This is a genomic window from Thiopseudomonas acetoxidans, from assembly GCF_030362935.1.
Classification (GTDB): domain Bacteria; phylum Pseudomonadota; class Gammaproteobacteria; order Pseudomonadales; family Pseudomonadaceae; genus Thiopseudomonas; species Thiopseudomonas acetoxidans.
On record NZ_JAUCDY010000004.1, the window covers coordinates 163,888 to 176,974 of the forward strand.

Annotated in this window: 9 protein-coding genes; 5 read left to right on the forward strand and 4 right to left on the reverse strand. The window is 46.6% G+C overall.

From position 1 onward, the window contains the following. Positions 1-334 precede the first annotated feature (334 nt). Both QEZ41_RS05175 and ilvA read right to left on the reverse strand, forming a co-directional pair. Positions 335-778, reverse strand: a complete 444-nt coding sequence (locus QEZ41_RS05175; protein ID WP_289410325.1) for a DUF2269 family protein — start codon at positions 776-778, stop codon at positions 335-337. A 10-nt stretch (positions 779-788) separates the two neighbouring features. After that, positions 789-2,303 (reverse strand): threonine ammonia-lyase, biosynthetic, encoded by a 1,515-nt coding sequence (gene ilvA / locus QEZ41_RS05180; protein ID WP_289410326.1) that lies wholly within the window; start codon positions 2,301-2,303, stop codon positions 789-791. Positions 2,304-2,434: 131 nt separating this feature from the next. Here ilvA and rpiA point away from each other — a divergent pair, with 131 nt between their 5' ends. Beyond that, positions 2,435-3,118: a ribose-5-phosphate isomerase RpiA gene (rpiA, locus tag QEZ41_RS05185; protein WP_289410361.1), complete on the forward strand. Its 684-nt coding sequence runs from the start codon at positions 2,435-2,437 to the stop codon at positions 3,116-3,118. Between the two features lie 465 nt (positions 3,119-3,583). On the opposite strand, the gene QEZ41_RS05190 is transcribed toward rpiA, so the two are convergent. Next, the gene (locus QEZ41_RS05190) at positions 3,584-4,141 is read right to left on the reverse strand and encodes a nitrous oxide reductase accessory protein NosL (protein ID WP_289410328.1); all 558 of its coding nucleotides are present in this window, start codon (positions 4,139-4,141) and stop codon (positions 3,584-3,586) included. A 433-nt stretch (positions 4,142-4,574) separates the two neighbouring features. Between QEZ41_RS05190 and QEZ41_RS05195 the strand changes: the two genes are divergently transcribed. From QEZ41_RS05195 to QEZ41_RS05210, 4 genes are read left to right on the forward strand one after another with little or no spacing between them, the layout of a single operon-like run. After that, the gene (locus tag QEZ41_RS05195) at positions 4,575-6,821 is read left to right on the forward strand and encodes a TonB-dependent receptor (RefSeq protein WP_289410329.1); all 2,247 of its coding nucleotides are present in this window, start codon (positions 4,575-4,577) and stop codon (positions 6,819-6,821) included. A 1-nt stretch (position 6,822) separates the two neighbouring features. Next, positions 6,823-10,896 (forward strand): cobaltochelatase subunit CobN, encoded by a 4,074-nt coding sequence (gene cobN / locus QEZ41_RS05200; RefSeq protein ID WP_289410330.1) that lies wholly within the window; start codon positions 6,823-6,825, stop codon positions 10,894-10,896. A gap of 1 nt (position 10,897) precedes the next feature. Beyond that, the gene (locus tag QEZ41_RS05205) at positions 10,898-11,383 is read left to right on the forward strand and encodes a MotA/TolQ/ExbB proton channel family protein (protein WP_289410331.1); all 486 of its coding nucleotides are present in this window, start codon (positions 10,898-10,900) and stop codon (positions 11,381-11,383) included. A gap of 4 nt (positions 11,384-11,387) precedes the next feature. Beyond that, the gene (locus QEZ41_RS05210) at positions 11,388-11,708 is read left to right on the forward strand and encodes a DUF2149 domain-containing protein (protein ID WP_289410332.1); all 321 of its coding nucleotides are present in this window, start codon (positions 11,388-11,390) and stop codon (positions 11,706-11,708) included. Between the two features lie 370 nt (positions 11,709-12,078). Here QEZ41_RS05210 and QEZ41_RS05215 read toward each other — a convergent pair whose 3' ends face one another. Then, positions 12,079-12,993: an SdiA-regulated domain-containing protein gene (locus QEZ41_RS05215; RefSeq protein ID WP_289410333.1), complete on the reverse strand. Its 915-nt coding sequence runs from the start codon at positions 12,991-12,993 to the stop codon at positions 12,079-12,081. Positions 12,994-13,087 lie beyond the last annotated feature (94 nt).

Here is a 13,087-nt window from a genome sequence, read left to right on the forward strand (position 1 = left end):
TGGGGTAGCACAGCACAGCTCTTGTAGGAGCGCAACTTTTGCGCGATTGGGATTCTCCAGCAGCATTGAGTTATGCATTTGCCACAATCTACAAAAGCCTACCTGCTAGCATGTGCACTAAGCTAATTATTGCACGGGCTGAAAGCACCATCGCGCTTAGCTTAAGAAGCGCTCCCACAATAAAGCAGCCGGTGCCCCGGTCTTAAAGTATCGTTGCGCGCCAAACAACAATGCTTGCCTATTATTAGTTGTGCATATGGCGAACATCGGTTTGAAGATATTTCTGCGTTGATTCCAGCGTTCCAACAACACATCCAAACAGTAACGCAATCAGCTAGATAGGCTTAGCACCCATAATTGCACTGATTGCCAATACGAGCACGAACGCTGCAATAGCCCAGATTAAAGCGAAGATTTGCTGCTTGTTGCTAGCGGTTTTTTTCGTGGCCAGTAAATGCTGCCAGCGCGCTAGATTGTTGTATAACAAACCCATAAATACGAATATCAGCGGCAATAAGATAATACTCAGCATGAGCCATTTCTGACTGAGTGCAATGCCGGCAAGATGCGTCATCCACCAACCGCTAATTGGCAAACTCAGGGCTAACAGAGCAAACAGCGGCAGGCTAATGTGTTGCGTGCGTTGCAGTTTTTTCTGTAACACTTCTGCACCCTTGTTACGAGCGCGCCATACAATCAGCACATGCACCAGCACACCCAATAACAATAGAACGGCAGGTAAGCCGTGGCCAATACGTATGGCTAAATAAGTACTCAATGTATAACCCTTAAGCTAAAAATAATTGGTACGCCGGATTGTCGGTTTCTTCCCAGTAGGGATAACCAATCGCCTCCAGCGCTTGTTCAAAAGCAGGATAGTCTGCTTCATCGACTTGCAAAGCTGCCAGCACGCGTGCATCAGCGGCACCGTGATTGCGGTAGTGGAACATGGAAATATTCCAGCGTCCACCAAGCTTATTTAAAAAGTTAAACAACGCCCCGGGACGCTCTGGGAACTCAAAGCGAAACACGCGCTCATGACTAACTGCTTGTGCATGACCGCCGACGAGATGGCGAATATGTAGCTTAGCCAGCTCGTTTTTGGTCAGGTCTAAAACCGGAAAACCCTGATCCTGTAACGAGGCAATCAAGGCTTTGCGCGGATCGGTTTCAGGATCGGTTTGCACGCCCACAAAAATATGTGCCTGACCGTTGGTGTGGTAGCGATAGTTAAACTCGGTAATTTGTCGTCTACCTAAGGCTTCACAGAAGCGTTTAAAACTGCCCGGCTCTTCAGGAATAGTCACTGCAATAATAGCTTCGCGACGTTCGCCCAACTCAGCGCGCTCAGCCACATAGCGTAAGCGATCAAAGTTGACGTTGGCGCCTGAATCAATAGCTACCAGTGTTTGCTCAGTCACCCCAGCTTTATGCACATATTTTTTAATCCCCGCCAAAGCCAACGCGCCGGCCGGTTCCGTAATGGAGCGGGTATCGTCATAGATGTCTTTCATTGCTGCGCAGATTTCATCGTTGCTAACGGTGATTACTTCATCCACATAGTAGCGACAGATCTCAAAGGTATGCTCGCCAATCTGGCTGACCGCTACACCATCGGCAAATAAACCCACTTGCGCCAACTGTACACGCTCATCCGCGGCTAAGGCTTGTTGTAGACAGTTGGAATCTTTGGGTTCAACGCCAATCACTTTAATTTCAGGGCGCAGGTATTTAATGTAAGCCGCTACCCCAGCGATTAGCCCACCACCACCGCAAGGTACAAAAATAGCATGCAAGGGCCCTTGGTGTTGACGCAAAATTTCCATGGCTACAGTGCCCTGCCCTGCTATGACCTCGGGATCATCATAAGGATGGATATAAACCAAGCCTCTTTCTTCCACCAGCTTGAGTGAGTATTCCAGCGCGTCAGGAAAGGCTTCGCCGTGCAATACCACCCGTGCGCCGCGAGCACGCACCGCCTTCACTTTAATATCAGGTGTGGTTTTTGGCATCACAATGGTGGCTTTAATCCCCAGAAATTTAGCCGCTAACGCTACACCTTGAGCATGGTTGCCGGCTGAAGCAGTGACCACGCCGCCGGCCATTTCTGCAGCAGTGAGCTGGGCTATTTTGTTGTAGGCGCCGCGAATCTTAAAGGAAAATACGGGTTGTAAGTCTTCACGCTTAAGCAAAATCTGGTTGCCGAGGCGTTCGGAAAGCTGATGCGCCTGTTGTAGCGGGGTTTCAATTGCCACGTCATACACGCGTGCGTTGAGAATTTTCCTGACGTAATGTTCGAGCATAAGGAGGCCGTAGTTGCTGTGTGTGTGAAGTTAAAAAACATTTGAAGAAGTTCGTAAGTCTACTCCAGACAAGCGCGCTCAACCATGGATGAAGGGGTATAATGTACAAAATTCACCTGTGGAGCCTCATCGTGACCCAAGATCAACTCAAGCAAGCCGTAGCTCAAGCGGCCATAGACATCGTTGTACCACGCTTAGACAAGCAAGCGATTATTGGTGTGGGCACCGGTTCTACCGCCAATTTTTTTATCGATTTGTTGGCTGAGCATAAATACGACTTTGCTGGTGCTGTAGCCAGCTCTGAAGCGACGGCTGAACGTTTGCGTGGTCATGGCATTGAAGTGTTTGATCTAAACAGCGTGCCTGAGCTCGAGTTTTATGTGGATGGTGCGGATGAGTGCAACAAACACTTGGAGCTGATTAAAGGCGGTGGTGCAGCGCTAACCCGTGAAAAAATAGTTGCGGCAGTAGCGAAAACCTTTATTTGTATTGCCGATGAAAGCAAAAAAGTTGATTTTCTCGGCGAATTCCCTTTGCCGGTTGAAGTTATTCCTATGGCGCGCAGCTATGTGGCGCGTGAAATTGTTGGGCTGGGCGGTGATCCTGTTTATCGCACCGGCGTGCTGACCGATAACGGCAACGTGATTTTGGATGTACACAATATGCAGATCACCGACCCGCGCGGCTTAGAAGAAAAGCTTAACGCCATCGTGGGTGTGGTCTGCAGTGGTTTGTTTGCCGCACGACCAGCAGATGTGCTGTTGCTAGGTACGAAAACAGGTGTTAGTACTATCAAAAAAACAGAACTGAGTTAAAGCATCAGCCAAGCTTAATGAGGCAAGCGCCCTGTGGAAGCACTTTGTGGGAGTTCTTTGTAAGAGCTTTTTGTAAGAGCTTTTTGTAAGAGCTTTTTGTAAGAGCTTTTTGTGGGAGCGCAACTTTTGCGCGAAAGAAAATAACCTGCAGCTGCAGAGCAAGCCGGTTCAGTCCAATCGGCCTTGTTGGAGCGCATCTAATGCGCGACTCGACGTTGAGCTGAAACGAGATTTTGCGTCAGGCACTAAACCAATGTAGCTCGACTGGTCGGGGAGCGAAGAGCACACCAAAACCAAGCCTGAGCAAGAGGCTCTGTTTCCCCGCCAAGGCAGGTCCCACATTAGACTGTGCCTTGGTTGAACTTTTGCGCTAGTTAAGCCAAGTCCAGAATTTCAGGATTAAGCCTAGCCACTGCTGGCTAGGCCGGTTCGCGCAAAAGTCACGCTACAGAGTATTTATAAAGTTTAAGATTCTCTATCCTTGGCGTATTTTTGAGTAAGCATGCGGGAGTAGTCTTCCAACGAGGCCGCCACAGCTTGCTCAAAACTAGCTAGCTGACCACCAGCATCGGACATGGCCGCTTCTGCAGCGGAGCGTTGCGCAAAAGCGTATTTGCTGACCGGGCTCATAACGGCACGTAAGCTGGAACCAATCAAGTAAGTGGCAGAAGAGGCTTCTGTCAGTGGTTTCGGCTCGCCGGCAACGCCAAAATCCGCAGCATAAATAGCTTTGAAGCCGCGTTTGCGTTCGCGCAGCATGGCCTCGCTGGCACAGTTGATCGAGCAGGTTCCCTCGGCATGGCTGTCAGCGTAATGCAATAAGTGACGGGAGAAGTGAAACTTGCGCCTGTCCATATTGCAAATAACACAGCGTGGATACTTATCCAGCTCATCGCTTAATGGAGCGGTATCAGGCTTGATAGCTGGTTTATCGGCTGCAAATACTTGGCCGCTAAGTCCGTTCATGGCTGCTAGGCTAGTGATAGCTAACCCAGTACTTTTTAATAGTGTTCTACGCTTCATAATTCTTACCCCGTTGGCGACTGTGACAATATGCAATGCTCGTTAGTTTACAAACTAGCAGCAGATATTATGGTACTGGGCATCTAGCGCAAGAGTACATTTTGTCGCAGCGTTGTTATTAAAAATAGTTGCTCCTTAGAGCCTCTCTGAGGGTATCGATAATTATTCAGCGAATGCCCAACAGCAAGAGTCCGTAGCATGCTTATAATATACAAATAATTATAATATGTATAATAGCTTATTCCGCAGGTAAGACTTTAAGCTAGCCAGTTCAGGCGATAGCTAGTCTTGATTAGTACAATTAGCGCAAAAACACAACTAAACATTAGCTTAGCTTTACTGCGTCATACTGTCCTTGTGACAAAGCGACATATTGCGGGTGGAAAATTAATAAATAATATAAAGCAAATTTAAACCTAACATCGGGGGCAATATGCTTTTATTATCAAGAAAACACTTAGTGTTGCCTGTGGCAATGCTTTGCATAAATCTTTCATTAGCGTCTGAAGAGCAGCCATATAAATTAAAAACAGTCACCACCTATAGTTCAGCGATTACTGACAGATTTGACTCTGCCCAACAAAACCCCTCCAGCTCAACATTTATTAGTGGTGAGAATATAGATGATCAGCATGCTAAGAATATTCAAGAAATATTAAGAGGCATACCTGGTATTACTTCTGATTTGTATGGTGATGGTGACGGAGTAAAAATTAAAATTCGCGGTATTGAAAATCAACGCTTTTTTGGTGAGCAGCCCGGGGTGGCTATTGTTATTGACGGCGTACCTATTTTTGAACGCACCGGAAAAGTGAATATTGACTTAGACAATATTGAATCAATTCGCGTGGTTAAAGGTGGTGCTTCCTATTTATACGGTGAGGATGCATTAGCCGGCGCGGTTATCATTACCACCAAAGGCGCCAAAGATAAAAATGATATTAGCTTAGGCTATGAGCAAGGTTCATTTGGTTATAACAAAGAACTCTTATCGGCTAACTTTTCACAATCAATACTATCCGGTCGCTTCCAATACTCAAAACGAGAAACGGATGGCTATCATTATTTATCAAATCGAGACAGTGAAACGTATTTTTTAAACCTAAACTTAAATTTAAGTGATAATTCAACATTGAAATTCAACTATGAAGGTATCGATCGATTTAGAGAGGGTGATGGTTTTGTTTCGGGTAAGACGCAAGCTAAAATAGATCCAAAAGCAAAAGACGCAAATCGTGGCTATACGCGCAATACAGATGCTGACCTAAAAAGATTTAACCTCACTTACTCGCATAATTTCTCTGATACAGGGAATGTTTCGTTAGTTGGCTATCAGTTTAAAGATAAGACCTCCTACTGGTCAGCTCCAGTTAGGTTTGATGGTTTAGGCAAGCCTGTGCCTAATAGTAACTACAATGCCTATGCTGAAATAAATAACTATGAACAAACACAGCGAGGTGCCAAACTAGAAGTGAAAGAAAGTTTTGGAAACCTGGCTGTTCTAGGAGGATTGGATTTTAGAGAAGATAGTTTTGATGATATAGCAGTTGCTAAACAAGACTATAAAAACTCGCCATCATTTTTTTCACCTGTGGTCAGGCAGGGAACTATCAATAGTCAATACACACGTACTGAGCGAACCAAGGCTGCATACTCTGAGTTAAAGTATGGCCTTACAGATTTCACCACGTTAACCGCTAACTATCGCTTTGATCATATTGTTTTGAATGATACTAATGAGTTAAATTTAAAAAAACGTAAGTCTAACTTTGATATCTCATCATGGCGTCTAGGTATTGACCAAAGTTTAACCGACAGAACTGCTGTTTATGCGGGAGTGTCAACGGGATTTAGAACGCCAGCCTTAAGTCAGCTCTCAACTAATAACAAGCTTAATCCTGAGCATACCAGAAACTATGAAATAGGACTGCGTAGTGAGCAATCGCTACTGGGCTGGAACACTTCAATTAATAGCTCAATTTTCCATATGCGTCGCAAAGACTTTATTACTAGCACCGTAGGTCAGAATGTGAGTGCTCAAGCGGCGAGCGATATGATGTATGATAATATCGGTGATGTGGTTAGTCAGGGACTTGAGCTTGCATTAAGCACTGATATTAAACATCAGCTATCTTTTGATCTTGCTTATACATATTTAGATAGTTATTACAAGAGATATGATGATTTTTATCTCGCATTAGGTAATGCACGTGGCGCTAAGGTAAATGGTTATAGCAGCTTAACAAACCCAAACACCCAGGTATATTTTCAGCATTACAATAATAAAAATAACCAAGTACCCCGAACACCTAAACATAGTGCTAATTTTAGAACCCACTGGCATCCCTATAAAGATCTGTATTTTACTGCAGAAGCTGACTATAAAAGCTCTAGCTATGCTGATGAGATCAACCAGGAAAAAATTAAGCAAAGAACACTGTTAAATCTAGTGGCGAACTATAAAAGAGATGTTCGTCTATTCAGAGCAGTTGACAGTACTGTGACTGCTTTTGTAAAGCTAGAAAACGTCACCAACAAGAAGTATTACCGTACTGCCTATGGCGCTCAGGATTCGGCAGGCATAGATGGCAATTATGATGGCGTTTATAACTCAGAAGACTTGTCGATTATTGTCGACCCCGGCCGCACTTGGTCGGCTGGTGTGTCGGTGAGGTTTTAAAATGCGAAAGTTTTTAAGTGCTTTTTTATGCTGCTTAATGGCCGTCAGCGTTAATGCTTTTGCACAAAAGCCTAAATTATTAGTAGTAACGACTGAGTTTGTTATTGAAAACAAATTTAAACAGCTGGCTTTGTTGGCGGAAAAAAGCCAGTTAGATTTTAACTATTATTACGCAGAGAATTTGCAAGAAGACAGCCATTTTATAGAGCAAGCTGATTTCATTATAGTTGATGCACCTCGAAGTGAAGATCAAGCTGTTGTGAGTAGCCGGTTAACAGAAGCCTTAAGCAAGGTTGACGTACCTTTCATACAGATTCAGCGTATGACGCCGCACCAGCCTTTGCTGTATAAAAATATTCCTTTTGAGCATGCTAAAGCGATTCAGGACTACTATTTGTCCGGCATGGACAATAATCGGCGTGGCTTGCTCAGCTATATTGAGCATTACTTGCAAGGTGTGGATCTATCACAGGTGGAAAAACCACAACCCTTACCCGATGGCGGCATTTATCACCCGCAAGCGGGGAGCAAGATTTTCACTTCTTTAGAAGAATACCTCGCGTGGTGGCAGCAACAGCAACACAGTGATTGGCAAGAAAAGTCTGTGATCGCCATGGAGACCACCTCCAGTTATATTGCCGATGCACAAACCGCGCATTTAGATGCCGTCATTAATGCCATTGAACAAAACAATGGCCTGCCGATTGTCTATTACCCTAAATCTCGATCTCTAACCGGCCAGCCTCGCCCGTCAAGCACACCAGCCGCTGCCCCTGCCAGCGAAACAATCCAAGCAGCTGTGGCTTTCCCTAACCCAAAAAGCCAGCGCCGCCCTGTCGCTATTGAACCCTTGTTACAACTCGACAACCAGATGATCGCCAATGTGCTCTTGGTCAATACCTTTTTGGGCGGTGATACTGAAGGGCGTAAAGCTAAGTACCAGCAGCTCAACATCCCTGTTTTGCACATTGTGCACTACCGTGCGGATAACTATGCCGCCTATCTCGCGGATAATGCAGGTATTGATAGCTTTTCGTTGCCTTTCACCCTAACCAATGCGGAATATATCGGCATGCAGGATCCGGTGATTTTAACCACTAATGAAGGTGGAGAAATGCTGCCGATACCTGAACAGCTGGATTTGCTGGTCAAGAAAGCACTTAATTTGGCCAGCTTACAGCGCAAGGACAATCAGGATAAAAAATTAGCGCTGTTGTTTTGGAATCACCCTCCAGGAGAAACCAACCAAGGAGCTTCGAATCTAAATGTGCCGCGTTCTTTAGAAAAGCTCACCAGCGATTTACAAAAAGAGGGCTATCAGGTTAGCCCAGTCGCTGAACAAACAATGATTGATGCAGTCGCTGCAATGCTAAAGCCTAGCTATCGCCCTGACCACTTAGACGAATTAATGGACACAGCTTTGTGGAGCTTTCTGCCTCTAGAGGCCTATCAAGCTTGGTTTAAAACGCTACCCGAAGAGGTGCAGAGTGAAATCAATGGCTACTGGGGAGCAGCCGATACTTACCGCGGCTTAGTGTCTTACCAAGGCCAGCAAGGCTTTGTTATTCCACGTCTAGAAGCGGGCAACTTAATTGTGATGCCGCAGCCCAGTCGTGGCGGTAATGACCCCAGCCAAGATAAAGATATCTTCCATGACGTTAAGGTGCCGATGAGTCATTACTATGCTGCGGTATACTTATGGATTCGTGAGCACTATCAAGCTGATGCCATTATCCACTTTGGTACACACGGCTCGCAGGAGTGGTTGCCGGGTAAAGAACGCGGCTTATGGGCCTATGATGCACCCAATCTAGCGGTTGGCTCAGTGCCGGTCATTTATCCCTATATTGTCGATAATATTGCCGAAGCCATTCATGTTAAACGTCGTGGTCGCGGGGTGATTATTAGCCACCAAACCGCTCCGCTCTCACCGGCTGGCTTATCCGATGACTTTGTCACCATCAATAATTTACTTGAAGAGTATCAACTGCTGGATGAGGGCATGGTCAAACAAAACAACCAAGCGCTGATTATCGAGCAGGTGGTCAAAATGAATATTCATCAAGACTTGGAGTGGGACGTTGCGAATTTACATACCGATTTTGCCGCATTCTCTAGAGAGTTAGAGAATTACCTCGAAGACCTTGGAGCGGCAATCCAACCTTTAGGCCTGCATACTTTCGGTCAAAGCGCCGAGTCCGATCACCTAACTTTAACCTTGATGCTGATGTTACAAGAGCCTTTAGCAACAGCTTTAGGCTTGGATAACTTAGCAGCAGAGTTTAAGCGTGATTATAAGGACTTAAAAGAAACACCCGCCTATCAGTTTGTCGCGCAACACATTGTGCAAGGCATAGCGCTGGATAAAGACGCAACGCCAGAGCAGCAAGCCTTGGTCAAACAAGGTCAGCAACAGTTAAGCAACTTAGCTGCGCATGTGGAAACAGACAGCCTGATGACCGCCCTAGCGGCGCGCTGGATTGATCCATCCTACGGTGGCGATCCGGTACGTAATCCTGATGCCTTGCCCACCGGGCGCAATATGTATGGCTTTGATCCTTCCAGAGTGCCAACCAAAGCTGCTTATACCGCCGGAATACAGGCGCTCGATGAACTGTTACTCAGCCATCAGCTGACTGAGAAGGAAACACCGAGCAAACTGGCCTTTACTATGTGGAGCACAGAAACCATGCGCCACTTGGGGATGCTAGAGGCGCAAATCTTCGCTGCTTTGGGGGTGAAACCGGTTTGGGATCGTGGCGGACGGGTGGTCGACCTTGAGCTAATTCCCTTGAGCGAACTGGGGCGCGCACGGATTGATACGGTGATCTCACTGACGGGCCTGTATCGCGATCAGTTTCCCAATTTAATTGAGCGTTTCAATCAGGCTATTGTAATGGTTGCTGAGCAAGACGAGCCGGCCGCCATGAACCCGGTTCGCGCCAATACACGGCAAGTGCTGCAACGATTGTTGGAGTTAGGCTATCCAGAAGATCAGGCACATAACCTCGCGCTCACCCGGGTGTTTGGTACAGAGTCCGGTGATTATGGCACTCAGCTGCCGGAAGCCACACTGGCCTCAGATAAGTGGGAAGCAGATGATAATCAGCTTGCTGAGCTCTACTTGTCACGCATGTCTTGGGCTTATGGCCCAGATACATCACAGTGGAGCCAAAAGCCTGCAGCCGTCAACGGTCAAGCACTGAATTTATATGCCGAACAGCTTAAGGGTACGCAAGCAGCGGTGTTCTCCCGCTCCTCAAATCTAAGAGGTCTACTGGATACCGACCATCCTTTTGAGTACCTCGGTGGTATTTCCTTAGCCGTGCAGCATTTAGATGGCGTTGCACCCCAGCTATATATCTCCAATTTACGTGACCCCAATCGCGCTAAATTACAAAGCGCCGAGCGTTTTTTAGCCAATGAATTGCGCGCGGTGTATCAACATCCTAACTGGCTGGCAGAAATGCAAAAAGAAGGTTATGCCGGCACCTTAGAATTGCTCAATACCATCAATAATTTTTGGGGCTGGCAGGTGATGGATGAACGTATGGCACGTGATGACCAGTGGGAAGAGTTTCATCAAACCTATATCAAAGATAAATATGATTTATCCCTTAAAGAGTGGTTTGAACAGAGCAACCCAGCGGCCATGGCGCAAATCGCTGAACGTATGCTGGAAGCTGTTCGTAAAGATTACTGGGACGCCAGCGAGCAAACCAAACAAGAGCTGGTTGAGCTGTACCAAGAGTTGGCCGCACAACATGATATCTACACCAGCAATGAAACCTTTAAAGCCTATGTGGCTGAATTAGCAGCAGGCTATGGCCTCTCCGGTGTAGCACCTGCTGTCGCCGAAGCGGCAGCAAATCCAGAGCCAACAGACCCTACCGAGGCAGAAGCCAGCAACCCGCCTTTGCAGCACGTCAAAGGCCAAGAAATGGCTGAAATAGCCCCAGCAGAACCCGTTGAGACTGACCTTTGGTGGCTGTGGACTTTATTTATTTTAATCGGCTTAGGCGCTGCTTACCAAGCAATGCTCGCGCGTAGACAACGTATCTTCATAGGGGAATAAAATGGGTTTTATTGAATTAACTATGTACCAAATTGCCGGCATGTTTTTGCTGCCGGTGTTTGCCGTGCTTGCTGTGCTCTTTGTCTATGCTTTGTTTGAACTAGGGCGGTTTTTATTTGAAATTGTACAACGCCGCTTTAGTGCAAATATATCTAAACCATTAACCTGGTATTACCGTCAGCACCCGCAAGCAGATTTAGAACACTTAGAACTACAAGTACTAAAAACGCTTGAGCCTTTGCGCGTGGTGAGCCGCGTTTCACCGATGCTGGGTCTGATAGCCACCATGATTCCCATGGGCCCAGCACTAATGGGCGTCGCTTCAGGTGACTTTATGAGCGTCGCGGAAAACCTATCCGCTGCCTTCTCCGCGGTCATTATTGCCTTGATAGTGGCGTCAATAGTGTTCTGGATCCTTTCCGTGCGACGTCGTTGGTTGCTCGAAGAATTAAAGCAGCTAGTACCTATTGTTGAGCAGGGGGTTTAGTAGTATGAGTCGTTTAAAACTCAATATTCTAGAAGACGAAGATGACGATCCTATCGCTAGTACAGTGAATATCATTGATGTGTTTTTAGTGGTGATTGCTGTGTTGTTGGTTATTTTAATGTCCAATCCGATTAACCCCTTTGCAACTGAGGAAGAAGTGATTGTGATAAAAAACCCAGGCAAACCTAATATGGAAATGTTGATTAAAGAAGGTACTGAGTTAAAGCATTACCAGTCAACGGGAGAGGTGGGTGAAGGTCAGGGCAGTAAGGCAGGGATTACCTATCGCATGGAAGACGGCAGTATGATTTATGTGCCGGAATAAGAACATAGCGTTGCTGCTGTAAGCAGCGCTATTTTATTAGCACCGTAGGGTGGGCACTTATGCCCACGCGTAAACGGCGTTGCTGGATGGTACGACGTGGGCGTAAATGCCCGCCCTACGCAAAATCTCAACCAAGGCAAAGTCAAGTGTGGAACCTGCCTTGGCAGGGAACCAAGCTTGAGCCATGGCACAGAATGAGAGCCTCTTGCTCAGGTTTGGCTAGGGTGCATTCTGCGTTCCCCGACAAGTCGGGTCCCACAACAGCGGGTGTCATGGCTGGGCATATAAATCGCCTGCTAGCTCGCATCGCCCAGAAGCTGGGTTCCAACAGCACTGCACTTGTGCCCACGCGGAAACTAGAGGGCGGGATTTACCCTTGCTGCGAACTTTTTTTGAAGACATAAAACAGATTTGGCTCACCCACGATATAGATGGTTCCTTGCCCGTCCATGGTGACCCCTTCTCCCTGTTTGATGCTGTTATCTAAACCGTTAAAGCCGCGTAAAAAGCTGATAAAACTCACTGGCTTAAAGTGTTCATCCAGCTCTAGAAGCATGCTTGAGTCATCGGACAGTACCAGCAAGTGTCCGGTGCGCTGGTTAAAGCTCAAGCCGGAAATATCCCGCACAATCAGGCTGTCAGCAGGCAGTGCCGTCAAGGTGCCAAATTGGTTGCTTTCCAAATCAAACTCAAGCGCATAGAGCGTATGTGGGTTGCGCTCCTTAGCCAAAATAAAACGACTGTGCAAACTATCCCAAGCGATGCCTTCTAGACCTTTGTTGCTGGACAGCATCAGCTCCGGTAACGGTTCAGCGAGATTAAATTGTAGTGCTTGGCTGAGGTCAATATTGTTTTCTTGCGGTAAAGAAAAAATCACCAGAGTACCGCGGCGTTCATCCACAAGAGCAAAGCGCCCGTCCGGTAATGCAGCGATACCCTCAGGATCAGAAACGCCTTGCAAGTCAATTTCGCGCATCAGCTCGCCGGTTAAGCTCAGTTGTGCCAGCTTTGGTATTTTTCCAGTGATGGTGAACAGCGTGTTACTAGGTGCGTGCCAAGTCAGACCAGATGTTTCTGCTTTTTTTAACCGTGCAATCGGTTTGGCTTGAATGACCGCTTGGTAATCACTGAGCCAAATGCTGGATTTTTGTTCTTGTTGTGAGGTGAGTTGCTCTTTGAAAAGCAGCAGCAGACGATCGTCATAGTGCAAGTAATGGCTTACCGTAACGAGGCACAGCACAACAAGCGCGGCACCAAAATAAAAAAAGTTCTTCCTAGCCAGCATTTGAGTCTCCTTAAAAGGGGGTCAGACTGCTAGCATGCTAAGAAAGTTCAGTTACGGTTCGGCAGATGATTATCTGGGCATTGCCTTTGCCCAT